The organism is Bradyrhizobium sp. BLXBL-03, assembly GCF_051853015.1.
In the GTDB taxonomy this organism is placed as follows: domain Bacteria; phylum Pseudomonadota; class Alphaproteobacteria; order Rhizobiales; family Xanthobacteraceae; genus Bradyrhizobium; species Bradyrhizobium manausense.
In genome coordinates, this window is record NZ_CP182470.1 from 4,194,008 (window position 1) to 4,218,408 (window position 24,401).

Genomic DNA, 24,401 nt, shown 5'->3' on the forward strand with positions numbered 1-24,401 from the left:
CGATATGAGCGCAGTCCCATTGCGTAACAACAGGCTTGCTGCGACCGACATCCGCAGCGTCACGGTCCTCGGCGCCACCGGCTCGATCGGCGACAGCACGATGGATCTGCTGCGCGCTTCGCCCGAGCGCTACCGCGTCGAGGCGCTGACGGCGAACAGCAATGTCGAAGCACTGGCAAAACTCGCCAGGGAATTCTCCGCGCGCTTCGTCGCGATCGCAGACAGCACCAAGCTCGCCGACCTGAAGGCCGCACTCGCGGGCACGAGCACGGAATGCGGCGCCGGCGAAAGCGCGGTGATCGAGGCCGGCGCGCGTCCGGCCGACTGGGTGATGGCCGCCGTCAGCGGAGCAGCCGGGCTGAAGCCGGCTCTCGCCGCGGTCGATCGCGGCGCGCATGTTGCGCTCGCCAACAAGGAATGCCTGGTCTGCGCCGGTGATTTCTTCATGCAGCGCGCGGCGAAGGCGGGCGCCTGCATTCTGCCTGCGGATTCCGAGCACAATGCGCTGTTTCAGGCGCTGGCCTCCGGCAATCGCGACGAGCTGGTCCGCGTCATCATCACGGCATCGGGCGGCCCGTTCCGGACCTGGAAGCCCGCGGACATCGAGCAGGCGACGCTCGAGCAGGCCCTTAAGCATCCGAACTGGAGCATGGGGCAGAAGATCACGATCGATTCCGCCTCGATGATGAACAAGGGCCTCGAGGTGATCGAGGCGTCCTATCTGTTCGCGCTGTCGCCTGACGAGATCGACGTGCTGGTGCACCCGCAGTCGATCATCCACGGCATGGTGGAGTTTTCGGACCGCTCGGTGATGGCCCAGCTCGGCTCGCCCGACATGCGCACCCCGATCGCCCATTGCCTTGGCTGGCCCGACCGGATCAAGGGGCCGGCGGCCAAGCTCGATCTGGCCAAGATCGGCCAGCTCACCTTCGAGGCGCCCGACTTCGAGCGGTTCCCCGGACTTCGCCTGGCGTTCGAGTCGCTCCGGACCGGGAAGGGGGCAACCACTGTCTTCAACGCCGCCAACGAGGTTGCGGTCGCAGCCTTCATCGCCGGCAAGATCCGCTTCGGTGCCATCGCCCGCCTGGTCGAGGCGACGTTGGAGGACTGGGTCCGGGGCGGGAACCAGGGACCCATGACGTCAGCGGATGATGCAATAAACGTTGACCATGTTGCGCGAAATAAAGCTGCCGCCCTGTTGCCTCAAATTGCCTTAAAGGCATCCTAGATGGTTCGGGGCCAGGGCCTTGCGGCGCTGGATGAGGGAATTCGATGATCGACTTTTTTACCCATAGTTTCAATACGTTGAGCCATGGGCTCCTCGGCTACGTCGTTCCCTTCCTGTTCGTCCTGACCATCGTCGTGTTCTTCCATGAGCTCGGCCATTTTCTGGTCGCGCGATGGGCAGGCGTTCGGGTGCTGACCTTCTCGCTCGGCTTCGGACCCGAGCTGGTCGGATTCAACGACCGCCACGGCACGCGCTGGAAGATCTCGGCGATCCCGCTTGGTGGCTACGTGAAGTTCTTCGGTGACGAGAGCGAGGCCTCGACGCCGTCGGCCGCGACGCTGGAAGCCATGACGGCGGAAGAGCGCGCCGGCAGCTTCCATCACAAGAAGGTCGGCCCGCGCGCCGCTATCGTCGCCGCCGGACCGATCGCCAACTTCATCCTCGGCGCCCTGATCTTCGCAGGCATGGCGCTGTATTACGGCAAGCCAAGCACGATCGCGCGCGTGGACGGCGTCGTCGCCGACGGTGCCGCGGCTGCCGCGGGCTTCAAGGTCGGCGACGTCGTCGTGCAGATCGATGGCAAGCCGATCGAGAGCTTTGCCGACATGCAGCGCATCGTTGCGACGAGCGCAGGTTCGGCCCTGGTTTTCCAGGTGAAGCGGGATGGTTCGGTGGTGTCGCTGACGGCGACGCCGGCGCTGCTCGAGCGCAAGGATCCGTTCGGCAATAGTCACAAGGTCGGCGTGCTCGGTGTCGAGCACAAGTCGCAGGCCGGTGAAGTTTCGACCTCGCCGGTCGGGGTCGGCGAGGCGCTCAAGATCGGGGTCGAGCAGGTCTGGTTCATCATCACCAGCACCTTCAAGTTCCTGGGCTCGCTGTTCGTCGGGCAGGGCAATCCGAACGAGGTCAGCGGCGTTCTCGGCATCGCCAAGATGTCGGGGCAGGCGGCCAGTGCCGGGTTCCAGTTCGTGATCAATCTGTGCGCGGTGCTGTCGGTCTCGATCGGCCTTCTGAACCTGTTCCCGATTCCGCTGCTCGATGGCGGTCACCTTCTGTTCTACACGGCCGAGATCGTCCGTGGCCGTCCCCTGTCCGAGCGGACCCAGGAGATGGGGTTCCGAATCGGGCTCGGTCTGGTGCTGATGCTGATGGTCTTTGCGACTTACAACGACATCCTGCGGATGGCCGCTTCCTGATCGGGGCTTTTTTGTGGCGTTGCTGTTAGGCAACGTCTTGGAATGAAATTGAAATTACCCTGTCAGCTGCCGTTTGCGATGTCGGGGAAATTGGCTACAAGCGGCTAGAACTTGGGGAATCTCCCAGACCGGCTTTGGGGTTGGGTCTGGTAAGTTGATAAGGGCGCGTTGCGCATGAAGTTTGGACTGCGACTCCGGGGGGGCTTGCTCGCAACCCTGATCATGTTCGGCGCGCCGGTGGTTGCCCCGGTTGGGGCTGTTTTGGTGTCTTCGTCTGCGCTCGCTCAGACCGTGCAGTCGATTTCCGTCGAAGGAAATCGCCGCGTCGAGGTGGAGACGATTCGGTCCTATTTCAAGCCTGGCCCCGGCGGGCGCCTCGATCAGGGCGCCATCGATGACGGCCTCAAGGCCCTGATCGAGACCGGCCTGTTCCAGGACGTGAAGATCAATCGCGGCCCGGGCGGCCAGCTGATCGTCTCGGTTGTGGAAAACCCGGTGATCGGGCGCATCGCGTTCGAGGGCAACAAGAAGATCAAGGACGAGCAGCTCACCGCCGAAGTGCAGTCCAAGGCGCGCGGCACCTTCTCCCGCGCCATGGTGCAGTCGGACACGCTGCGGATCGCCGAAATCTATCGCCGTTCCGGCCGCTATGACGTGACCGTCACGCCGGAGATCATCGAGCAGCCGAACAACCGCGTCGATCTCGTCTTCACGATCAACGAAGGTGCCAAGACCGGTGTCAAGTCGATCGAGTTCGTCGGCAACAACGCGTTCTCCTCCTACCGCCTGCGCGACGTCATCAAGACACGCGAGACCAATCTGCTGAGCTTCCTCGGCAGCGGCGACGTGTACGACCCCGATCGCGTCGAGGCCGACCGCGACCTGATTCGCCGCTTCTACCTGAAGAACGGCTTCGCCGACGTCCAGGTCGTGGCCGCGCTCACCGAATACGATCCGGAGAAGAAGGGCTTCAACGTCACCTTCAAGATCGAGGAAGGCCAGCAATATCGCGTCGGCACCGTCGATTTCCGCACCAGCATCCCGAACTTCGACCCAACCACCTTGCGCTCCTTCTCGCGCGTCAATGTCGGTTCGCTCTACAACGTCGAATCGGTCGAGAAGTCGGTCGAGGACATGCAGATCGAAGCCTCGCGCCGCGGCTTTGCCTTCGCGGTGGTACGTCCGGCCGGCGATCGCAATTTCGATGCGCATACCGTCGCCGTTGTGTTCAACATCGACGAGGGGCCGCGCACCTACATCGAGCGCATCAACATCCGCGGCAACACCCGCACCCGCGACTACGTGATCCGCCGCGAGTTCGACATCTCGGAGGGCGATGCCTACAACCGTGCGCTGGTCGACCGCGCCGAGCGCCGCCTGAAGAACCTCGACTACTTCAAGACCGTGAAGATCACGACGGAGCCGGGTTCATCCAGCGACCGCGTGGTCCTGATCGTCGATCTCGAAGAGAAGTCGACCGGCGACTTCTCGGTCTCGGGCGGTTACTCCACCACGGACGGTGCGCTGGCCGAAGTCTCGGTCTCCGAGCGTAACCTGCTCGGCCGCGGCCTGTTCGCCAAGGCGTCGGTCACCTACGGCCAGTATGCGCGCGGCTATTCGCTCTCGTTCGTCGAGCCGTACCTGTTCGACTATCGTATCGCGCTGGGCCTCGACCTCTATCAGCGCCAGCAGCTGTCGAACAGCTACATCTCCTACGGCACCAAGACGCTCGGCTTCTCGCCGCGTCTCGGCTTCTCCTTGCGTGAAGATCTGTCGCTGCAGCTGCGCTACTCGATCTACCGGCAGGAAATCACGCTGCCGTCCTATCTGGCGAACTGTAACAACATCCCGACATCGGGCGCGTTCAATCCGAGCCCGGCCTACGCTGCCGTCAACGGTATTGATCTGACCTCGACCAACGGCCTCGGCTGCTACAGCGACGGCGAGGCTTCGCTGCCGGTGCGCAAGGAGCTTGCGAACGGCAAGACGCTGACCTCGGCGCTCGGCTACACGCTGACCTACAACACGCTCGACAACAACAAGAACCCGACCGACGGTCTGCTCGTCGACTTCAGGCAGGACTTCGCCGGTGTCGGCGGCGACGTCTCCTACCTGAAGACCGCCCTGGACGCGAAGTACTACCAGTCGCTGGTGTCTGATCTCGTCGGCCTCGTCCACCTCCAGGGCGGTGTTCTGAACAAGGTCGGCAGTAAGGACCTGCGTATGCTGGATCACTTCCAGATGGGCCCGAACCTCGTCCGCGGCTTCGCACCGAACGGCATCGGCCCGCGCGACATCAACCCGTATGACACGCAGGACGCGCTCGGCGGCACCAAGTACTGGGGCGCTTCGCTCGAATTGCAGATGCCGTTCTGGTTCCTGCCGAAGGAAGTTGGTCTGAAGGGCGCGGTCTACGCTGACGCCGGCGGTCTGTACGACTATAAGGGCCCGACGACCTGGGCGCTGACAGGCGAAACCACGACGACCCAGAACTCGAACTGCACCGCGTCGACGATCAATCCAAACACTCCAGGAACCTGTACCGGCCTGGTCTACGATGACAGCAAGGTCATCCGGTCGTCGGTCGGTGTCGGCTTGATCTGGGCCTCGCCGTTCGGGCCGCTGCGCTTCGACTACGCAGTGCCGCTCACCAAGGGCAAGTATGACCGTACGCAGGAATTCCGGTTCGGCGGCGGCACCTCGTTCTAATTCGATCGGCAGGGCGTGACCGGCCGCTTGGGAATTCCTCCGGGAATTGCTGGGGGCCGGCCGCCAAAAAGATCGTGCTCAATCCGTGAGATTAGGCATGATGCGGCCTGACCGCTTCATGCCGAAGCCGGACCGCGACGGGGTGGAATGGCACAGCCGACCTTCTTCAAGAAACCGCCTGCTACGGCGCTGGCCGATATCGCCACGCTGACCAAGGCGCAACTGGTCGATCCCAGCAGGGGCGGTCATGTCATCACGGGTCTCGCTTCGCTGGACGAAGCCGGCCCGATGCATCTGGCGTTCTTCGACAACCTCAAATACGCCGATGAGCTGAAGGCGACCAAGGCTGGTGCCTGCCTGGTGAGCCCGCGATTCGAGGCGCAGGTGCCCGCGCATACGGCCGTGCTGCGGGTGGCGCAGCCGTTCCGGGCCTTCGTCAGGATCGCCCGGGAATGGCACGCGGACGCATTGCGCCCGCAGTCCTGGTTCGGCAATGACGGCATTGCGGCATCGGCCATCATCGACCCGTCGGCAAGGCTGGAGAACGACGTCATCGTCGAGCCGCTGACCGTCATCGGTCCTGATGTGGAGATCGGCAGCGGCACCGTGATCGGGGCAGGCGTCGTCCTCGGGCCGGGCGTCAAGATCGGCCGCGACTGCAATGTCGGCGCACGCACGGCCATCCAATGCGCGCTGATCGGCAACAATGTGCTGATCCACCCCGGCTGCTCGATCGGCCAGGACGGCTACGGCTTCATCTTCTTCGGCCCTGAGGGCCATTTGAAGGTGCCGCAGACCGGTCGTGTGCTGATCCAGAACAATGTGGAAGTCGGTGCCGGCACCACCATCGATCGCGGCTCCCTGCGCGACACCGTGATCGGGGAGGGCACCAAAATCGACAATCAGGTCCAGATCGGCCACAATGTGACGATCGGCCGTAATTGCCTGCTGGCGGCCCAGATCGGGCTCGCGGGCAGCCTGACCATCGGCGACAACGTGGCGCTGGGAGCGAAGGTTGGTATCAACAATCACCTCAAGATCGGCGATGGGGCCCAGGTGACCGCCATGAGCGCGGTCAAGGACGACATCCCGCCGGGGGGGCGTTGGGGCGGGCATTTCGCCAAGCCGACCAAACAATGGTTCAAGGAGATCATCGCGGTGGAGCGTCTGGTACGCGACAGCAAGACCGATCCGAAGGATGAGGGACGGGAATGACGGAGGAATCACCGATCAAGTTTGCGCTGGTGGACATCAATGCGATCCTCCAGACCCTGCCGCACCGTTTTCCGATGCTGCTGATCGACCGGGTGATCAACATCCGCGCTGATTACAGCGGCACCGGCATCAAGAACGTCACCTTCAACGAACCGGCTTTCCAGGGGCATTTCCCCGAGCGTCCGGTCTATCCCGGCGTCATGATGATCGAGGCAATGGCGCAGACCGCAGGCGTGATCGGCATCAAGTCGGTCGAGGGCACCGAGAAGCCGCGGGCGGTGTATTTTCTCACCATCGACAAGTGCAAGTTCCGCAAGCCGGTGCTGCCAGGCGATACCATCGAGTATCACATGCGCTCGCTCGGCCGCCGCAAGGCGATGTGGTGGTTTCACGGTGACGCCAAGGTCAACGGTCAGGTCGTCGCCGAGGCCGATGTCGGAGCCATGCTGACGGACTGAGGGCGCGAATGGCGAACGGGGAACGGCGAAGACGGCCTTCCATTCGCCACTCGTATTCGCCACTCGCCTCCCGAAACACGCCGAGATCATACGTCACTGGACAGATCGGGCGCAGTCACGCTAACAGGCGGAAAGCCGAGCAAGTTCAACACATAGTCAGACCTTGTTGATAAGTAAGATCGCTTGATGAGTAAGATCGACCCCACCGCGCGGGTGGAAGACGGCGCCGTGATCGGCGAGGGCACCGAGATCGGGCCCTTTTGCATCATCGGTCGCAACGCCCGGATCGGGGCCAATTGCAAGCTGCTCGGACAGGTCACCGTTATCGGCCACACCACGCTCGGCGACGGCTGCGTGATCTCGCCCTTCGCGGTGCTCGGCGGCGCGCCGCAGGATCTCAGCTACAAGGGCGAGCCGACCACGCTCGAGATCGGTTCCGGCAACGTCATCCGCGAGGGTTCGACGATGAATGTCGGCACCGTCAAGGGCGGTGGCAAGACGCGCGTCGGCAACGACGGCTACTTCATGAACAACAGCCATGTCGGCCACGATTGCGTGGTCGGCAACAACGCGATCTTCGCGACCTCGGCGACGCTCGGCGGCCATTGCGAGATCGGCGATGCCGTCTATATCGGCGGGTTGTCCGCGGTGCATCAGTTCACCCGCATCGGCTCCTATGTGATGGTCGGCGGCCTCTCGGGGGTGCGCGACGACATCATCCCGTATGGGCTCGCCAACGGCCAGTATGCGGTGTTGGAGAGCCTCAATTTGATCGGCATGAAGCGGCGCAAGTTCACCAAGCAGCGGCTTGCCACGGTGCGTGCGTTCTACCAAAAACTCTTCCACGGCCCCGGCACGTTCGCCGAGCGTCTGGAGGCGGTGCAGCCGCTTGCAAGCGAAGATCCCGCGATTGCCGAGATCCTCGGCTTCATCGGCAAGGGCAAGCGTCCACTCTGCCTTCCGACCATCGAGAAGTGATCCTGGCATGGCCGCGGACATGACATCGGCGGCATCAGGGATTTCATCGCCGGTCGGCGTTGTCGCCGGCGGCGGCGCCATGCCGTTCGCGGTCGCCGACTCGCTCGCCGCGCGCGGCATCACGCCGGTGCTGTTTCCATTGCGCGGCGCCTGCGATCCAGTGCAGGTCGAGAAATTCCGCCATCGCTGGATCTCGGTCGGCCAGCTTGGCCGCGCCATGCGGCTGTTCCGCGAGGAGGGGTGCCGCGACCTGATCTTCATCGGCACCTTGGTGCGGCCCTCGCTCACCGAGATTCGCTTCGACATCAAGACGCTGCGATTGCTCGGCAACGTCATCCGTGCGTTCCGCGGCGGCGACGATCATCTGTTGTCAGGCGTCGGGCGGATCCTCGAGCAGGACGGCTTTCGCATGGTCGGCATCAAGGACGTCGCGCCCGACCTCCTGATGCCCGAGGGGTGCATCACCCGAGCCTGGCCGGCGGACAACGCCAAGGGCGACATCGAGCGCGGGCGCGCGGTGCTCACCGCGCTCGGGCCGTTCGATATCGGGCAGGCTGCGGTCGTGATCGACGGCCATGTGGTGGCGGTCGAGGATATCGAGGGCACCGATGCGCTGCTGGCGCGCGTGGCGCGGTTGCGCGAAGAGGGCCGTATCCGCGCGGCCGCAGGGCGCGGCGTGCTGGTGAAGGCGCCGAAAAGCGGCCAGGACCTGCGCTTCGACCTGCCGACGATCGGCCCGCGTACGATCGAGGGCGTCGCCAGGGCCGGCCTTGCCGGTGTCGCCGTGATCGCCGGCAACACCATCGCTGCCGAGCCGCAGGCGATGATCGCGCTTGCCGACGCCAAATATCTTTTCGTTGTTGGTCTGCCTAAGTGATGCAGGTTCGTGATCCCATCAGGAAGATCTTTCTGATCGCGACGGAGGAATCCGGCGACCGGCTGGGCTCGGCGCTGATGAAGGTGCTGCGCCAGCGGCTTGGCGATGGCGTTCAGTTCGAAGGCGTCGGCGGCCTGACCATGGCGCGCGAGGGGCTCGAGACACTATTTCCGATCGAGGAGCTCTCCATCGTCGGCCTTGCCGCGGTGGTGCAGCAGCTGCCGAAGATCCTGCGGCTGATCCGCGAAACAGCAGATGCCGTGACCGATGCCGCGCCCGATGCGCTCGTCATCATCGACAGTCCTGATTTCACCCATCGGGTCGCCCGCCGTGTGCGCGCGAAGAATCCGGCAATCCCTATCATCGACTATGTCTCGCCCTCGGTGTGGGCCTGGCGGCCGGGCCGCGCGCGCGCCATGCTCGGCTATGTCGATCATGTGCTCGGCCTCTTGCCGTTCGAGCCGGAGGAATATCGCAAGCTGGGCGGGCCGCCCTGCAGCTATGTCGGCCATCCCCTGACCGAGCAGCTGTCGTCGCTGCGGCCGGATGCCGACGAGCAACGGCGCCGCGATGGCGAGCCGCCGGTGCTGCTGGTTTTGCCGGGCAGCCGCCGCAGCGAGATCCGGCATCATCTCGACGTGTTCGGCGCGGCCATCGGCCGGTTGCAATCCAGCGGCACCAAATTCGAATTGATGCTGCCGACCATGCCGCATCTCGAAGCCACCATTCGCGCAGGCGTCACAAACTGGCCCGTCAAACCCAGAATCGCGGTCGGTGAAACCGAAAAGCGCGCCGCGTTCCGGATCGCGCGCGCGGCCCTGGCAAAGTCCGGCACGGTGACGCTGGAGCTGGCCCTGTCAGGCATCCCAATGGTGACGGCTTATCGCGTCGGTGCGATGGAGGCCTTCATCCTGCGCCGCGCGATCCAGGTGTCTTCGGTGATCCTCGCCAATCTCGTGATCGGCAAGGATGTGGTCCCCGAATTCCTGCAGGAAGACTGCACACCGGAGAAGCTCGCCGCAGCTCTCTCCGAGGTGCTGACCGACACCCCGATGCGCCGCCGGCAGCTCGAAGCCTTCGCACAGCTCGACACCATCATGTCGACCGGCAACAAACCGCCAAGCGTGCTCGCCGCCGACATCGTGCTCGCGACGATGCGGAAGGGACGGTAGACGACGGTCTCGCAGGTCTCGTAGGGTGGGTTAGCGTCAGCGTAACCCACCTCTTTAGTTTCCGCGGTGGCAGAAGTGGTAAGTTACGCCGCGCAGATGCGCTTCGCGCAGCTGCACAGCTAACCCACCCTACGACACTACGACACTTCCCGTGCCGTTAGGCCAGTCCGCCATCGACCCGGAAGCACTGGCAGCTGATGCGCTGGCTCGCGTCCGACGCGAGATACAGCGCCATATTGGCGATATCGTCGGGCGTCACGGCATCGGGGACGGCCTGGCGCGCGCGCATCTCGGCGATCTGCCGCTCATCCGGATACCACAGCTTGCGCTGCCGTTCGGTGATCACCATCCCCGGCGCGATGGCGTTGACGCGGATGCGGTCCGGACCGAACTTGCGGCCGAGCGAATTGGTGAAACCGACAATCGCCGCCTTGGCCGCGGCGTAGACCGGCAGCCCCGGTGCGCCGCGCATCCAGGCGATCGAGGACATGTTGATGATCGAGCCGCCGCCGCGCGCCTGCATCTGCGGCACCACGGCTTGCGCGGCAAAGAAGACATGCTTGAAATTGACGCCCATCATCCAATCGAACTCCGACGGCGTCACATCTGATAACACCTGGCGCTGGTCGTTGGCGGCGTTGTTGACAAGGACCGCAGCATCGCCAAGCGATGCCTGGATCTTCGCCAGCGCGGTGCGCAGCGCGTCGATATCGAGGAGATCGCAGGGCACGAACTGCGGTACCGTGCCGGAGGTCTTGGCCACTTCCTGCGCCAGCGCTTCGCCCGCCTGCGTGTCGATGTCGAGGAAGGCGACTCGGGACCCCTGGGCGGCGAATGCGCGCGTAAAGGCGGCACCAATGCCGCTGGCGCCTCCGGTAATCACCACCACGCGATTGGCGAGGTCGGCATAGGTCGTCTGGGTCATGCGATCAGTCGCTCCGTCTCAGGGTCGAACAGGCAAATGCGCCTGATATCGAGGGCAAAGGAAAAGGTCGCGCCCGGCGCCGGGCGGATGTCCGGCGAGATGCGCGCCTGCGCAGGCTCGCCGCCAAGCCGCAGCAGGACGATGGTCTCCGCGCCGGTTGGCTCGACCAGCTCGACCGGTGCGGTGACGATGACGGGCGGGCCCGCGGCACCTGAGAACACGCGATCGCCTTCGGCGACGCATTCGGGCCTGATCCCGAGCACCACCTCGCGGCCGATATAGGAGGCGGCGGCCTCATAGCCCTGCAGGTGGAGACGGACCTCGTCCGGCCGCCCGGCGCCGATCACGGCCACCGCGCCGCCGCCGTCGGCCTCGAGCCGGGCCGGCATCGTGTTCATCGGCGGCGAGCCCATGAAGCGGGCGACGAAGAGGTTGGCGGGATAGCGGTAGACGGTGTCGGGGTCGGCGAATTGCTGCACCACGCCGCGATGCATCACGGCAATGCGGGTCGCCATCGTCATCGCCTCGATCTGGTCGTGGGTGACATAGACGATGGTGGCGCCGATGCGCTGGTGCAGCCGCTTGATCTCCATGCGCATCTCGACGCGCAGCTTGGCGTCGAGATTGGAGAGCGGCTCGTCGAACAGGAAGAGCAGGGGGTCGCGCACCAGGGCACGTCCCATCGCTACGCGCTGGCGCTGTCCGCCTGACAGTTGCGACGGTTTGCGGCCGAGCAGCGGCTCGATCTGGAGCAGCCTTGCGACGTTCGCCAGCGCCTTCTCCTGCTCGGCCTTGGCAACGCCGCGGCATTCCATGCCGAAGGTGATGTTCTGGCGCACCGTCATCGAGGGATAGAGCGCATAGGACTGGAACACCATGGCGATGTCGCGGTCCTTGGGCGGGACGTCATTGACAATCCGGCCTCCGATCTCGATCGTGCCGTCGCTGGCGCGATCGAGCCCGGCGACGATGTTGAGCAGCGTGGACTTGCCGCAGCCGGACGGCCCAACCAGCACGGTGAACTCGCCGCTCTCGATGTCGAGGTCGATGCCCTTCAGCACCTCGAGATTGGCGTAGCGCTTGGACAGGGCGCGAATGCTCAGTGCTGCCATGACACATCCATCATTTCACGGCCCCGGCAGTGAGGCCGCGTACAAAATATCTGCCGCCGAACAGATAGATCAGCAAAGTCGGCAGCGCTGCGATGATCACCGCGGCGCTCTGCACACCTTGCTTGGGGATATCTGCAACTGGTGTAGACAGTGCGATGAGCGCGGCCGTCACGGGCTGCTGCTGGCCGGTCGTGAAGGTCACGCCATAGAGGAATTCATTCCAGATATGGGTGAACTGCCAGATCACGGTGACGATCAGGATGGGGGCCGAGAGCGGCAGGATGATACGCCAGAAGATGCGGAAGAAGCCGGCGCCATCGATGCGTGCGGCCCGGATCAGCTCGTGCGGAATGGCGATGTAGTAGTTGCGGCAGAACAGCACTGTGAAGGAGAGACCCTGGATGGTGTGGATCAGCACGAGACCCGACAGCGTGTTGATGAGCCCGATGTCCCGCAGCACGATGGTCCAGGGCAACAGGCGCATCTGCTGGGGCAGGAACAGGCCAAGGGTGACGATGCCGTAGATCCAAACGTCGCCGCGAAAGCGCCAGAGCGACACGGCGTAACCGGCGACAGCACCGAGCAGGGTCGAGAAGATCGTTGCCGGGATCGTGACGAGCGCCGAGTTCAGCATGTATGGCCGGATGCCGGCGCAGGTCTCGGCGACGCAAAAGCCGCTCCAGGCCAGGGCATAATTGCCAAAGGCCCAGTGTTGCGGCCAGCCGATCATCGAGCTCTGCGCGATCTCCTCATTGGTCCGGAGCGAGTTCAGGATGACGACGACCAGCGGCGCAAGGTAGGCGGCCGCGAACAAGGTCACGATCAGATAGATCAGAGCCCGGCTTGGGGTGAAGCTTCGGTCACGCATGGGCTGCCCGCCGTTGCCGGACATAGCGCCAGGCCGCATAGGGCAGCAGCACCGCAAGAAGGATGAGCAACATCAGCACCGCCGCCGCCGCGCCCCGACCGAGCTGGCTGCGCTGGAACATCAAATCATAGACAACGAGCGCCGGCAGCTGGGTCGCGATTCCTGGCCCGCCATTGGTGAGTGCGCGGACGAGGTCGAAGGCCGAGATCGCAAACTGCAACTGGACAACCACGACCGTGACGGTGATCGGCCAAAGCGTCGGCAGAATGACGCGCCAATAGGTTCTGACAGGCCCGGCACCGTCGATCTGTGCCGCCTTGATGATATCGGAATCGACGGAGCGAAGGCCGGCCAGGAAGAGGGCCATGGCAAAGCCCGAGGATTGCCAGATCGCGGCGATGACAATGGTCCAGATCGCCATGTCGCGGTTGACCAGCCAGTCGAAGTGGAAGGAGGTCCAGCCGAGATCATGGGCGAGCTTCTCGATGCCGATGCCGGGATTGAGCAGCCAGCTCCACACCGTGCCTGTCACCACGAAGGACACGGCCAGGGGATACAGGAAGATGGTCCGCAGCACGTTCTCGCCGCGAATGCGCTGATCGAGCAGGATCGCGAGCAGCAGGCCGGTCGTCAAACTGAGCAGCACGAAAGCGATGCCGAACAGCAGCAGATTGTCGAAGGCAATCTGCCAGTTTCGCGACGCCAGGACCGAATTGTAGTTGCGCAAACCGACCCAGCCCGTCACGGGAACGAGGGTGGAGGGCGTGAACGAAATCCAGATGGTCCAGATCGAAAACGAGATGAGGTGCGCTGCTGATAACAGCAGCGGCACCCAGATCATCAGAAATTCGGGCAGCCGGCGTACCATCTCGGAGGTTGCCGACCGGCCCGGCCGTGTTGCTGTCGAGACGAGTTCGGTCAACGTGCGCCCTCGACGGCGTCGGCGAGGCGGCTGACCGCCTCCTCCGGCTTGATCGTCTTGTTCTTCACATATTCGGTGATGACGTCGATCATCGCGGCGGTCAGGCCGTTTTCCTGGGCCATGTTATGGGCGAGGCTGAGGACGGCCTGATTGTTGCCCATGGCATTCTTCAGTGCGGCCGCGGTTGTCCGTTGACCCTCCGACCAGCCCTCGCCGGACAGGTCGACATCGGTGCGCACCGGTATCGATCCCGTGATTTGCGAATACATGGTCTGGATCGCCGGGTCCATCACGAGCTGTGCCATCAACATCTGGCCGGCCTGCAGATCAGCCTCCTTGCGCTGCCAGAAGATGAAGGCATCGGCATTCAACAGGAAGACAGGCTTGCCGTTGTCACTGGGGCCGGGAGTGATGACGTAGTCGTCGAACTTGAAGCCGGCGTTCTTCAATACGCCCTGCGCCCAGCCGCCCATGATCAGCATGCCCATGTCGCCGTCGACGAAGCGCTTCAGATTGGTGGCATAGGGCTGGACGCCGACATTGGGATCACACCATTCGGAGATCTTGCGCGTCTGCGCGAAGGCTGCCTTCATCTCGGGGCCCTCCAGCGCCTTCTTGTCGAGATTCATGCAGGCGGCGCGGTAGGCCGTCGGGCTGATGCCGGCGAGCGACGCCTCGAATTTCTGCCCGTCGTCGGCGCGGGTGCCGCCGTTGGCGAGGGGGTAGGCCATTCCGGCCGACTTCATTTTCTCGGCAAGGTCGTTGAAGTCAGCCCAGGTGACGGGGACCTTGTCAGCCTTGGCCTTGTCCATTCCGCGCTTGGAGAGAAACAGCATGTTCGTGCTGTAAATCTGTAGCGGCAGCGCAATCCACTTTCCGGCCGGCTTGTGCAGCTTTGCAAGATCCGGCGCGACGACCTTCTCGTAGCCGGCAGAAGCGACCACGGCGTCGAGATCGACGGTCGGCGCAATCTTCGACCAGGCGGCAATCTCGGGGCCCTTGAGCTGCGAGCAGGCCGGCGGGTCGCCAGCGATGATCTGCGCACGCAGCTTGTTCATCATGTCCGTGGTGAAGCCGGGGACAGGCGAATGCTGCCAGACGCCGCCTTTCTCCTCGAATTTCTTGCCGAGCGCGGTGATGGCGGCACCATCGCTGCCTGCGGACCATTGCGAGATGGCGGTGAGGCGCGGCTTGACCGCGCCTTGCGCGCGGGCAAAGGCCGGCAGCGCCAGCGCAGCAGCAGATCCAGCGAGCAGACGGCGCCTTGTTGTTGTGATCGGCATGGCTAGTTCCTCCCGGGTGTGAAGTGTTGCGCCGTTCTGGCGCTGATGTTGGCGTGCGCGAGCCGCACGCGGCTTTCAGTCATGTCAGGCGGCCTCCGTCGATGCGGCGGGCATGCCGCCGGATCTCGCCAGGCAGAAGGCGGCGAAGGCGAGGGCGGCCTGCGGGTCCTTGCCGGTCGAGGGTGGCACGAAGGCGAGCGACACCTGCGCCAGCTTCCGGCCGCCGAGCAGGCAGGAATCGATGCCGTCGCTCACGGCTTTTCGATCCTCTTCCGCAAGAAGCGATGGCCAGCCGCTGACGACAACGCCGCGACATGGTTTGACGTTCAACGTGTTGCCGATGGCGAGGCCAAGACGAAACAACCGCTGGCGCAATTCCTGGCGCAGCCGCGCCGTGAGCGGAAACGTTGTCGCCCAGTCAGTGCCGAGCTGCAGCAATTCTGCTTCGGTCATGCGCAGCAGCTTGGCCAGCGCTGGCAACGACGTGTAGGCTTCGACGCAGCCTTGATGTCCGCAGCGACAACGGGGCCCGTCGGTTCCGAACACCATGTGGCCGAGCTCGACCGGCTCGAGTGCGTCGTCCTCGATCGGATCATCGATCCAGGCGCCCGCGACACCCTGGCCGACAAAGACGAACAAATGCGCGTCGGTGAACGGATAGTTCTCGTTGCGGCAGCGGTGAAAGGTGGCGTGCGCCACCACCGAATTGGTGAAGGCAACAGGCACGCCCGCGAACATCTCGACGAGCATGTCGCCGATACCTGCGACATCGCAGGGAATGATCGGATTGCCAAATTCACTCAGACGGCCGAGGCCTGGAACGGTCACGCCAATTTGTGCGAGCCTGATCCGGCGGCGGCGTGTCCGGTCGCGCAGCAAGTTCAGAGCGTCGCCGAATACCCGGCTGACTGTTTCGACGGTCGGCTTCCGCGGCAGCGGCACACGTTCGATGTCATGCAGCTCGCCGGCCAAACCACCAACACCGACGCTGAGCCATTCTCCGGTGAGCTCGAGGGCGCCAAGCGCCACCGTGGGATCGAGCGAGACGAGACCCGTCGGGCCGCCGACATAGGGGGCAGGGCGCCTGACTTCTTCGATCAGGCCTTCGGCCTTCAGGTCGAACAGGATGCGCGACAGGCTTGCTTCGGACAAGCGCACGGCTTTCGCCAGCGGCGGCCGGAACGAACCGCCGGACTGAAGCAAGTGAGTCAAAATGGCAGCGCGCGTCTGCCGCCGACTTCTCGGCTGCTCCGGCATTTCCATCCCTGTCGTCATTCTTACTTAGTGTAAGAATTTGCGCGCGGAGCGTTTCGACTGTCAAGCGCTCGTCGGTGTGATGCGCCGACTTGTTGTTGTGCGGGGCAGCACGGACCGGGAAAGGTTCGTAGTTTCGTAGGGTGGGCAAAGCGAAGGGTGCCCACCGCCTCTCGCGATGCGGACATAAGCCGTGGGCACGCTGCGCTTTGCCCACCCTACGGCACTACGGCACCTGCGCAAAACGAAAACGGCGCCATCTTGCGATGGCGCCGCTTCGAAACCCGTATCGGCTGAGACTTACTTCCGATCGTTGATCGCGACGTAGTCGCGGCGGGTGACGCCGGTGTAGAGCTGGCGCGGGCGGCCGATCTTCTGCTGCGGATCCTCGATCATCTCGCTCCACTGGCTGATCCAGCCGACGGTGCGGGCGACCGCGAACAGCACGGTGAACATCGAGACCGGGAAGCCCATCGCCTTCAGCGTGATGCCCGAATAGAAGTCGACGTTCGGGTAGAGCTTGCGGTCGATGAAGTACTGGTCGCTGAGCGCGATCTTCTCGAGCTCCATCGCCACCTTCAGCATCGGATCGTCGCCATGCCCGGTCTCCTTGAGCACGGCGTGACACATCTTCTGCATGATCTTGGCGCGCGGATCGTAATTCTTGTAGACGCGGTGACCGAAGCCCATCAGGCGGACTTCGGAGTTCTTGTCCTTCACCTTGGCGATGAACTCGGGGATCTTGTCCACGGTGCCGATCTCGGCGAGCATCGCCAGCGCGGCTTCGTTGGCGCCGCCATGTGCCGGGCCCCAGAGGCAGGCGATGCCGGCGGCGATGCAGGCGAACGGGTTGGCGCCGGAGGAGCCGGCGATGCGCACCGTCGAGGTCGAAGCGTTCTGCTCGTGGTCGGCGTGCAGGATGAAGATCTTGTCCAGCGCGTCAGCCAGCACCGGGTTGATCTTGTACTCCTCGCAAGGCACGGCGAAGCACATGTGCAGGAAGTTTTCGGCGAACTTCAGCGAGTTCTTCGGGTACATGAAGGGCTGGCCGATCGTGTACTTGTAGGCCATCGCCGCCAGCGTCGGGATCTTCGCGATCATGCGCATGGAGGCGATCATGCGCTGCTTGGGATCGTTGATGTCGGTCGAGTCGTGATAGAACGCGGCCAGCGCGCCGACCGAGGCCACCATGACCGCCATCGGATGGGCGTCGCGGCGGAAGCCCTGGAAGAAGCGGGCCATCTGCTCGTGCACCATCGTGTGATGGATCACGCGGTCGTCGAAATCCTTCTTCTGCGCGGCGGTCGGCAGCTCTCCGTAGAGCAGCAAATAGCAGGTCTCGAGGAAGTCGCCGTGCTCGGCGAGCTGCTCGATCGGATAGCCGCGGTATTCCAGCACGCCCGCGTCACCGTCGATATAGGTGATCTTGGACTGGCAGCTCGCGGTCGAGGTGAAGCCGGGGTCGTAGGTGAACAGGCCGGACTGGCCGTACAGCTTGCCGATATCGATGACATCAGGTCCGACGCTGCCGCTGTGAATCGGGAGATCGTAGTTCTTGTTTCCGACCGTCAGCGTGGCGGTCTTATTGCTCGATTTTGCGTCCATCAGAGGTCCCCGATGTAAGGTGAAACGGGCCGGACCCGGAAGGCCCCGAAGACGTGGTGGGGCAGGCCGGATATTCCAGAAGGTACGGCCAAGATGGGTATATTATTGCTGTGTGCGCTGCAAGATGGCGCCACGCAAGGTGGACTTACGTCGTAGCCTATTCCTTGGCCTGGTCTGCAAGCCGGGCGAGGCTTTCCTGGCGTCCCAGCACGTCCAAAACCTCAAAAATACCCGGCGAGGTGGTGCGGCCGGTCAGCGCCGCCCGCAAAGGCTGGGCGACCGCGCCGAGCTTGAGACTATTTTCCTCGGCAAAGGCGCGCAGCGCGGCCTCGGTGGTAGCGCCGCTCCAGGTCTCGACTTTCTCCAGCGCGGAATGAAGCTGGCCGATCAGCTTGCGGTTGTCGGCCGTCAGCAGGGCCGCCGCCTTCGGGTCGAGCTGCAGCGGCCGGTCGGCGAAGATGAAATAGGCGCCGTCGATCAGCTCGAGCAGCGTCTTGGCGCGCTCCTTCAGGGACGGCATGGCCTTGAGCAGCTGGGCGCGCGTGGTGTCGTTTAACTTGGCTTTGATCTCGTCGCGCGCGGGCACGACGTGGTCGAGCACGTCCTCGAACATCTTCACGAGTGATTGATCGTCGGCGTGGCGGATGTAGTGGCCGTTGAGGTTCTCCAGCTTGGCGAAGTCGAAGCGGGCGGCGGCGCGGCCGACATTGGCGAGGTCGAACGCCGCGATCATCTCCTCGGTCGAGAAAATCTCCTGGTCGCCATGGCTCCAGCCGAGACGGACGAGGTAATTGCGCAGCGCGGCCGGGAGGTATCCCATGGCGCGGTAGGCATCGACGCCGAGCGCGCCGTGGCGCTTGGAGAGTTTTGACCCGTCCGGACCGTGGATCAGCGGGATGTGGGACATGTTCGGCAACGCCCAGCCCATCGCATCGTAGATCTGCTTCTGGCGGGCGGCGTTGATGAGGTGGTCGTCACCGCGGATGACGTGGGTGACGCCCATGTCGTGGTCGTCCACGACCACCGCCAGCATGTAGGTCGGGTTGCCATCACCGCGCAGCAGGACGAGGTCGTCGAGGTTCTCATTCTGCCAGACCACGCGGCCCTGGACCTGGTCCTCGATCACGGTCTCGCCGGTCTGCGGCGCGCGCAGACGGATGGTCGGCTTGACGTCAGCAGGCGCGGTGGCCGGATCGCGATCGCGCCACATGCCATCATAGAGGCGGGTGCGCCCTTCCGCGCGCGCCTTCTCGCGCATGGCGGCGAGCTCCTCGGCGGTGGCGTAGCAGCGATAAGCCTTGCCGTCGGCGAGCAGCTGCTCGGCGACTTCGCGATGGCGGGCGGCGCGGCTGAACTGATAGATGACGTCGCCATCCCAGCCGAGCTCCAGCCATTTCAGCCCGTCCAGAATGGCGCCGATCGCGGCCTCGGTGGAGCGCTCCCGGTCGGTGTCCTCGATCCGCAGCAGCATCTTGCCGCCGTGCTTCTTTGCATAGAGCCAGTTGAACAGCGCCGTGCGGGCGCCCCCGATATGGAGGAAGCCGGTCGGGGAGGGAGCAAAGCGGGTGACGATGGGATCAGTCATTCGTGGCAGGGCCTATGCATGGGAGGCGGTGGTATATAACAGGACCGGAGCATAACTAAAGCCCGCCAGCGGACGTCATAAGGCCTTGGCTCAGCCAAGCGAATTTGGCAGAAGGACCGCTGATTTCCCTACAGGATTTTTCGTAATGACAGAACCGGTGGCGACTGAGGTTGGGCGCGATTTCATTCGTGACATCATCCAGGCCGACCTCGATCAGGCCAAGTACAAGGAGATCGTGACCCGGTTCCCGCCGGAGCCGAACGGTTACCTGCATATCGGCCACGCCAAGTCGATCGCGCTCAATTTCGGCATCGCCCAGGAGTTTCCGGGCCGCTGCCATCTGCGCTTCGACGACACCAACCCGGTCAAGGAAGAGCAGGAATATATCGATTCCATCCAGGCCGACGTGCACTGGCTCGGCTACGACTGGGGCAAGAACCTGTTCTACGCCTCGGATTATTTCGACCGCCTGTATGAATGGGCGGAGAAGCTGATCCGCGACGGGCTCGCCTATGTCGACGACCAGTCCCAGGAGGAGATCCGCCTCTCGCGCGGCACGTTGACCGAGCCCGGCAAGAACTCGCCGTTCCGCGACCGCAGCGTGGAGGAGAACCTCGACCTGTTCCGCCGCATGAAGTCAGGCGAATTCCCCAACGGCGCGCGCGTGCTGCGGGCCAAAATCGACATGTCCTCGGGCAACATCAATCTGCGCGATCCCGTGCTCTACCGCATCCTGCATGCGCATCATCCGCGCACCGGGACCAAATGGTGCATCTATCCGAGCTACGACTATGCCCATGGCCAGTCGGATGCGATTGAAGGCATTACGCACTCGATCTGCACGCTGGAGTTCGAGGATCACCGGCCGCTCTACGACTGGTTCATCGAAAAGCTGCCGGTGCCGTCCAAGCCGCACCAGTACGAAATGGCGCGGCTCAATCTGACCTACACGCTGCTGTCCAAGCGCGTGCTGACCCAGCTCGTCCGCGACGGCCATGTCGCCGGCTGGGACGATCCACGCATGCCGACCATGGCGGGGATGCGCCGCCGCGGCGTGCCGCCGGCGGCCTTGCGCGAATTCGTTAAGCGGATCGGCGTCGCCAAGGCCAACAGCGTGGTCGATGTCGGCATGCTCGAGTTCTGCATCCGCGAGGAGCTGAACCGTACGGCGCAGCGCCGCATGGCGGTCTTGAAGCCGCTCAAGATCGTGATCGAGAACTATCCGGAAGGGCAGACCGAGGAGCTCGAGGCGATCAACCATCCGGATGATCCCTCGGCAGGGACGCGGAAGATCACGTTCGGCCGCGAGCTCTATATCGAGCAGGACGACTTCATGGAGAACCCGCCGAAGAAGTTCTTCCGCCTCTCGCCCGGCAACGAGGTGCGGCTGCGCTACGCCTATTTCGTCAAGTGCACCGGCGTGATCAAGAACGACAAGGGCGAGGTGGTGGAACTGCGCTGCACCTACGATCCCGCGACCAAGGGCGGCAACGCGCCTGACGGCCGCAAGGTCAAGGCGACCATGCACTGGCTGCCGGCGGCCAATTCGGTGCCGGCGGAAATCCGCATCTACAACCAGCTGTTCGCCAATCCGAGCCCGGACGCCCAAAATTTCGCGGCCGATCTCAATCCGAACTCGCTGGAGATCCTCAGCGATGCCCGGGTCGAGGCCTCGGTTGCCGCGAGCAATTCGAGCGAACCGATGCAGTTCGAGCGCCAAGGCTATTTCGTGCGCGACAAGGACTCCACGCCCGGCAAGCCGGTATTTTCACGCACCATCGGCCTGCGCGATACGTTCGCGAAGGAAGTGGCCAAGGGCTGACAAACGAATGAGCGGTGAGGTCGATGCCATCGTTTCCGCCACCATCGCGAAATGGTGCGCCGGCTTCGCAATGCTCGATGCGGTCGCGCTGTCGTCGCTGTATTCGAAGAATGCCTTTTTCTTCGGCTCCAATCCGAAACTCTATCGGGGCAGGGATGGCGTTGCCGAATACTTCAACGGCCTGCCGCGCTGGCGCGAGCCGAGCGCGGCATTTTCCGACGTGCAGGCGGCGCAGGCCGGTCCTGACCTCATCAACATGGGCGCAACCATCACGTTCAACTTCGCCGGCGAACGCTCTGATCTCGTCGTCAAGATGAGCTGGGTCATCATCCGCGAGGACGGCGACTGGAAGATCGTCAATCACCACGCCTCGGCAAAGGCGCCGTTGATCTGACGCACGGCATCGTCATTCCGGCGATGGAAACGAACGTGCTGTCGCCGCGTTGAGGCGGATCGATCGGAGGATCCCGCCATGCAAAACATCGCAGAGCATATGGAAGTCATCGGCGCCGACGGCGTCCATGTCGGCACGGTCGACAAGGTCGAGGGCAACCGCATCAAGCTGACCAAGAAGGACAGCGGTGAGGGCAGCCACCGGGGTCACCACCATTTCATCGACAAGGGCCTCGTCGCCGGTGTCGAGGGCAACAAGGTCCGGCTGTCGGCAAAGGCGGACGTCGCCGTGACGATGGAAGAGGAAAAGTAGGGGCGCGGCCCTTGCGTTCTCGATCCGTACCGCTATTCGGCGGCCTGCACGTTCCGGTAGCCTCTGCGCCTGTCTGATATCGCAGGGGTTGCCAAGGGAATGGCGGAACCGGGCCGGCCGCAGCGTCTGTCGCAAGGCATTGCCGGGACGCCGATCGCAGGAACTTGGCCGACGGGCCGGACCGCGTCGGCCGGCGGGTTCGTGCCGGCCGGGTCGGGCGTCTGGCCCGCGGTCGTCGGGCAGCTGCGCGAATGGGCCAAGGCCGAGGCTGGTGCGGGTCGGCTGTTTCCCTGGGTGCCCGTCGCCTTCGGCTGCGGCATCGCGCTCTATTTTGCCGCCGACCATGAGCCGATGCTCTGGGTCACGATGGCGATGGCGACCGCGCTCATGGCTGGCGCCGTCCTGTTGCGGCGAAGCCGCCTGTTTGCGCCCGCCATCATGATCGCGGCGGTTGCGGCCGGCTTTGCCGCGGCGACGTGGAAGACGGCACGCATCGCCCATACCGTGCTGGCAAAGCCGCTGTATTCCGTGTCGCTGTCAGGCTTCGTCGAGACCCGTGACATCCGCGAACGCACCGACCGTTTCGTGCTGCGCGTCACGGCGATGGAGGCGCAGCGCAGCGACGTGACGCTCGAGCGCGTCCGCCTCTCCGTCCGCAAGGGGACCGCGCCCGATGTCGGCAGCTTCGTGCAGCTGAAGGCGCGGCTGATGCCGCCGCTGTCGCCATTGCGTCCGGGCGCTTACGATTTCTCGCGCGACATGTTCTTCCAGGGCATCGGCGCCTCCGGTTTTGCGATGGGGGCGATCACGACTGTGACGCCGGCCGTGTCGGGCGGATTGCAGCTACGCTATGCCGCGATCATGCAGGGCTTGCGCGATGCGATCGACGCGCGCATCCGCGCCACGCTCGACGGCGATAACCGCGCCATCGCCACCGCGCTCCTCACCGGCCGCCGCGATGCGATTACGACGCCGGTCAACGACGCCATGTTCATCTCGGGGCTCGGTCACGTCCTCTCGATTTCGGGCTATCACATGGCCGTCGTCGCGGGGGTCGTCTTCTTCGCGGTCCGCGCGCTGCTCGCGCTCGTCCCGGGACTGGCAGCGGGCGTTCCCATCAAGAAATGGTCGGCCGCCGCCGCCTTGGTTGCGTCAGCGTTCTATCTGCTGCTCTCGGGCGCCGAAGTCGCGACGCAGAGATCGTTCTTCATGACCGCGGTGGTGCTGATCGCTGTCATCGTCGATCGCCGCGCGATCACGTTTCGCACCCTGGCCGTGGCGGCGCTGATCGTGCTCGCGGTCGCGCCGGAGGCGCTGGTGCATCCAAGCTTTCAAATGTCGTTCGCGGCAACGCTCGGGCTCGTCGCCATGGTGCAGATCGGCATGCCGAGCCTGCTGGCCTCGCCCGATCATTCGGCGACCGCGCGCATCGCGCTGTGGGGAGGCCGCGAGATCGCGATGCTGTTCATGGCCTCGATGATCGCGGGACTTGCGACCACGCCTTACGCCGCCTTCCATTTCCACCGTGTGACGCCTTATGGCGTGCTCGCCAATCTCGGCGCGATGCCGGTGGTCTCGGCGCTGGTGATGCCGGCCGGGCTGCTCGGATTGCTCGCGGCTCCGTTCGGGCTGGACGGCGTGTTCTGGTGGCTGATGGGGATCGGCATCGACTGGATGATCTTGGTCACGCGCTGGGTGGCGGCATTGCCCGGCGCGGTCGGCCACGTCGGCGCCTTCGGCACGGCGCCGCTGATCGCTGCCAGCCTCGGCCTGATCCTGATGGGTCTTTTGCGCACGCCGCTGCGCTGGTCGGGAGCATTCGTGCTGGTGGCAGCTTCCGTCTGGGGTCTTTCTATCAGGCAACCCGATATTCTGATTGCCGGTGACGGTCAGAACGTCGCGGTGCGCGCCAGGGACGGGCAGCTGCACCTGATCAGGGCGAAGAAGGACAATTTCCTGCTGAAGGAGTGGCTTGCAGCGGACGCTGATCCGCGCGATGCGGCGAGCACCTCGCTCGGCGACGGCGTGTCGTGCGACGATGCCGGCTGCGTGACGCCGCTTGCCGACGGCCGCATGGTCGCGCTGGCGCTCCGCATCGACGCGCTGGCTGATGATTGCGGTCGCGCGGCCCTGGTGGTGACGGCAAAGCCTGCGCCGCCGGATTGCACCGGGATGGTGATCGATCGGCCGCGTCTGGCGAGCCAGGGCGCGCTGGCGCTGACACGTCGCGCCGATGGCTTTGCCATTGCGGAGGCGAGGGCGAGAGGCGCAAACCGCCCCTGGTCGCCGGCGGCGGCCGGCGATGGAGATTTCGAAGGGACCGTCATGCCGCGGTCCGCAACTCCGCGCGCCAAGGACGCAACACCGTCCGAGGCCGACCTTCAGGCCGAGGATTGAGGCATGATCGGGAAAAGCGCGGAGCGGTTCTCCGGCGCGACAAACGCGAAAACGCGTTTGCGCGGAGATCATGCCCAAATTAGGCCGGT

Annotated in this window: 20 protein-coding genes; 12 read left to right on the plus strand and 8 right to left on the minus strand. The window is 64.2% G+C overall.

The features are described 5' to 3' along the window. Positions 1-4 precede the first annotated feature (4 nt). From dxr to lpxB, 8 genes are all read left to right on the plus strand, one after another. Positions 5-1,228 carry a 1-deoxy-D-xylulose-5-phosphate reductoisomerase gene (dxr, locus tag ACNJX9_RS20200; protein ID WP_057756072.1) on the plus strand — a complete coding sequence of 408 codons (1,224 nt, stop codon included), beginning with the start codon at positions 5-7 and terminating at the stop codon, positions 1,226-1,228. 44 nt (positions 1,229-1,272) lie between these two features. Further along, on the plus strand, positions 1,273-2,424 hold the full coding sequence (gene rseP, locus ACNJX9_RS20205; protein WP_057756067.1) for an RIP metalloprotease RseP: 1,152 nt from the start codon (positions 1,273-1,275) through the stop codon (positions 2,422-2,424). Between the two features lie 174 nt (positions 2,425-2,598). Further along, positions 2,599-5,133: an outer membrane protein assembly factor BamA gene (gene bamA, locus ACNJX9_RS20210; protein ID WP_439409996.1), complete on the plus strand. Its 2,535-nt coding sequence runs from the start codon at positions 2,599-2,601 to the stop codon at positions 5,131-5,133. A gap of 147 nt (positions 5,134-5,280) precedes the next feature. Further along, positions 5,281-6,348, plus strand: a complete 1,068-nt coding sequence (gene lpxD / locus ACNJX9_RS20215) for a UDP-3-O-(3-hydroxymyristoyl)glucosamine N-acyltransferase (RefSeq protein WP_439409997.1) — start codon at positions 5,281-5,283, stop codon at positions 6,346-6,348. Next, positions 6,345-6,806, plus strand: a complete 462-nt coding sequence (gene fabZ, locus ACNJX9_RS20220) for a 3-hydroxyacyl-ACP dehydratase FabZ (RefSeq protein ID WP_439409998.1) — start codon at positions 6,345-6,347, stop codon at positions 6,804-6,806. The genes lpxD and fabZ overlap by 4 nt, the downstream gene beginning before the upstream one ends. 186 nt (positions 6,807-6,992) lie before the next feature. Next, positions 6,993-7,784: an acyl-ACP--UDP-N-acetylglucosamine O-acyltransferase gene (gene lpxA, locus ACNJX9_RS20225; RefSeq protein WP_271601068.1), complete on the plus strand. Its 792-nt coding sequence runs from the start codon at positions 6,993-6,995 to the stop codon at positions 7,782-7,784. Between the two features lie 19 nt (positions 7,785-7,803). Then, positions 7,804-8,661 (plus strand): LpxI family protein, encoded by an 858-nt coding sequence (locus ACNJX9_RS20230; RefSeq protein ID WP_439410090.1) that lies wholly within the window; start codon positions 7,804-7,806, stop codon positions 8,659-8,661. Continuing rightward, on the plus strand, positions 8,658-9,833 hold the full coding sequence (gene lpxB / locus ACNJX9_RS20235; RefSeq protein WP_439409999.1) for a lipid-A-disaccharide synthase: 1,176 nt from the start codon (positions 8,658-8,660) through the stop codon (positions 9,831-9,833). Before ACNJX9_RS20230 ends, lpxB begins: the two co-directional genes overlap by 4 nt. Positions 9,834-9,990: 157 nt before the next feature. Here the strand turns inward: lpxB and ACNJX9_RS20240 are convergent, their stop codons facing one another. The 8 genes from ACNJX9_RS20240 to gltX form a co-directional block, all read right to left on the minus strand. Beyond that, a complete protein-coding gene (locus tag ACNJX9_RS20240) occupies positions 9,991-10,758 on the minus strand; it encodes an SDR family NAD(P)-dependent oxidoreductase (RefSeq protein WP_439410000.1) in 768 nt (255 codons plus the stop codon). Then, positions 10,755-11,870, minus strand: coding sequence for an ABC transporter ATP-binding protein (locus ACNJX9_RS20245; protein WP_439410001.1), 1,116 nt, complete (start codon positions 11,868-11,870; stop codon positions 10,755-10,757). The genes ACNJX9_RS20240 and ACNJX9_RS20245 overlap by 4 nt, the downstream gene beginning before the upstream one ends. A 10-nt stretch (positions 11,871-11,880) precedes the next feature. Further along, complete coding sequence (locus tag ACNJX9_RS20250) at positions 11,881-12,738, minus strand: carbohydrate ABC transporter permease (RefSeq protein WP_439410002.1); 858 nt, start codon at positions 12,736-12,738, stop codon at positions 11,881-11,883. Beyond that, complete coding sequence (locus ACNJX9_RS20255) at positions 12,731-13,606, minus strand: carbohydrate ABC transporter permease (protein ID WP_057756047.1); 876 nt, start codon at positions 13,604-13,606, stop codon at positions 12,731-12,733. Before ACNJX9_RS20255 ends, ACNJX9_RS20250 begins: the two co-directional genes overlap by 8 nt. Positions 13,607-13,656: 50 nt before the next feature. Further along, positions 13,657-14,943, minus strand: coding sequence for an ABC transporter substrate-binding protein (locus tag ACNJX9_RS20260; RefSeq protein WP_057756044.1), 1,287 nt, complete (start codon positions 14,941-14,943; stop codon positions 13,657-13,659). 84 nt (positions 14,944-15,027) lie between these two features. Further along, on the minus strand, positions 15,028-16,206 hold the full coding sequence (locus tag ACNJX9_RS20265; protein ID WP_439410003.1) for an ROK family transcriptional regulator: 1,179 nt from the start codon (positions 16,204-16,206) through the stop codon (positions 15,028-15,030). A 291-nt stretch (positions 16,207-16,497) separates the two neighbouring features. Next, complete coding sequence (gene gltA, locus ACNJX9_RS20270) at positions 16,498-17,802, minus strand: citrate synthase (RefSeq protein WP_439410004.1); 1,305 nt, start codon at positions 17,800-17,802, stop codon at positions 16,498-16,500. A 157-nt stretch (positions 17,803-17,959) separates the two neighbouring features. Continuing rightward, positions 17,960-19,387, minus strand: coding sequence for a glutamate--tRNA ligase (gene gltX, locus ACNJX9_RS20275; protein ID WP_057756038.1), 1,428 nt, complete (start codon positions 19,385-19,387; stop codon positions 17,960-17,962). Positions 19,388-19,532: 145 nt separating this feature from the next. On the opposite strand from gltX, the gene ACNJX9_RS20280 reads away from it, so the two are divergent. The 4 genes from ACNJX9_RS20280 to ACNJX9_RS20295 all read left to right on the plus strand — a co-directional run bounded on the left by ACNJX9_RS20280 (position 19,533) and on the right by ACNJX9_RS20295 (position 24,312). Further along, positions 19,533-21,209, plus strand: coding sequence for a glutamine--tRNA ligase/YqeY domain fusion protein (locus tag ACNJX9_RS20280; protein ID WP_439403940.1), 1,677 nt, complete (start codon positions 19,533-19,535; stop codon positions 21,207-21,209). 7 nt (positions 21,210-21,216) lie between these two features. Then, positions 21,217-21,603: a nuclear transport factor 2 family protein gene (locus tag ACNJX9_RS20285; protein ID WP_057756033.1), complete on the plus strand. Its 387-nt coding sequence runs from the start codon at positions 21,217-21,219 to the stop codon at positions 21,601-21,603. A 78-nt stretch (positions 21,604-21,681) separates the two neighbouring features. Then, the gene (locus ACNJX9_RS20290) at positions 21,682-21,915 is read left to right on the plus strand and encodes a DUF2171 domain-containing protein (RefSeq protein WP_057756031.1); all 234 of its coding nucleotides are present in this window, start codon (positions 21,682-21,684) and stop codon (positions 21,913-21,915) included. A gap of 99 nt (positions 21,916-22,014) precedes the next feature. Continuing rightward, positions 22,015-24,312, plus strand: a complete 2,298-nt coding sequence (locus ACNJX9_RS20295; RefSeq protein ID WP_439403941.1) for a ComEC/Rec2 family competence protein — start codon at positions 22,015-22,017, stop codon at positions 24,310-24,312. Positions 24,313-24,401: the final 89 nt, after the last annotated feature.

Coding starts and splice junctions, on each gene's coding strand:
- dxr (WP_057756072.1), top strand. CDS start 5: ATGAGCGCAGTCCCATTGCGTAACAACAGGCTTGCTGCGACCGACATC.
- rseP (WP_057756067.1), top strand. CDS start 1,273: ATGATCGACTTTTTTACCCATAGTTTCAATACGTTGAGCCATGGGCTC.
- bamA (WP_439409996.1), top strand. CDS start 2,599: ATGAAGTTTGGACTGCGACTCCGGGGGGGCTTGCTCGCAACCCTGATC.
- lpxD (WP_439409997.1), top strand. CDS start 5,281: ATGGCACAGCCGACCTTCTTCAAGAAACCGCCTGCTACGGCGCTGGCC.
- fabZ (WP_439409998.1), top strand. CDS start 6,345: ATGACGGAGGAATCACCGATCAAGTTTGCGCTGGTGGACATCAATGCG.
- lpxA (WP_271601068.1), top strand. CDS start 6,993: ATGAGTAAGATCGACCCCACCGCGCGGGTGGAAGACGGCGCCGTGATC.
- ACNJX9_RS20230 (WP_439410090.1), top strand. CDS start 7,804: ATGACATCGGCGGCATCAGGGATTTCATCGCCGGTCGGCGTTGTCGCC.
- ACNJX9_RS20240 (WP_439410000.1), bottom strand. CDS start 10,758: ATGACCCAGACGACCTATGCCGACCTCGCCAATCGCGTGGTGGTGATT.
- ACNJX9_RS20245 (WP_439410001.1), bottom strand. CDS start 11,870: ATGGCAGCACTGAGCATTCGCGCCCTGTCCAAGCGCTACGCCAATCTC.
- ACNJX9_RS20250 (WP_439410002.1), bottom strand. CDS start 12,738: ATGCGTGACCGAAGCTTCACCCCAAGCCGGGCTCTGATCTATCTGATC.
- ACNJX9_RS20255 (WP_057756047.1), bottom strand. CDS start 13,606: ATGGTACGCCGGCTGCCCGAATTTCTGATGATCTGGGTGCCGCTGCTG.
- ACNJX9_RS20260 (WP_057756044.1), bottom strand. CDS start 14,943: ATGCCGATCACAACAACAAGGCGCCGTCTGCTCGCTGGATCTGCTGCT.
- ACNJX9_RS20265 (WP_439410003.1), bottom strand. CDS start 16,206: ATGGAAATGCCGGAGCAGCCGAGAAGTCGGCGGCAGACGCGCGCTGCC.
- gltA (WP_439410004.1), bottom strand. CDS start 17,802: ATGGACGCAAAATCGAGCAATAAGACCGCCACGCTGACGGTCGGAAAC.
- gltX (WP_057756038.1), bottom strand. CDS start 19,387: ATGACTGATCCCATCGTCACCCGCTTTGCTCCCTCCCCGACCGGCTTC.
- ACNJX9_RS20280 (WP_439403940.1), top strand. CDS start 19,533: ATGACAGAACCGGTGGCGACTGAGGTTGGGCGCGATTTCATTCGTGAC.
- ACNJX9_RS20285 (WP_057756033.1), top strand. CDS start 21,217: ATGAGCGGTGAGGTCGATGCCATCGTTTCCGCCACCATCGCGAAATGG.
- ACNJX9_RS20290 (WP_057756031.1), top strand. CDS start 21,682: ATGCAAAACATCGCAGAGCATATGGAAGTCATCGGCGCCGACGGCGTC.
- ACNJX9_RS20295 (WP_439403941.1), top strand. CDS start 22,015: ATGGCGGAACCGGGCCGGCCGCAGCGTCTGTCGCAAGGCATTGCCGGG.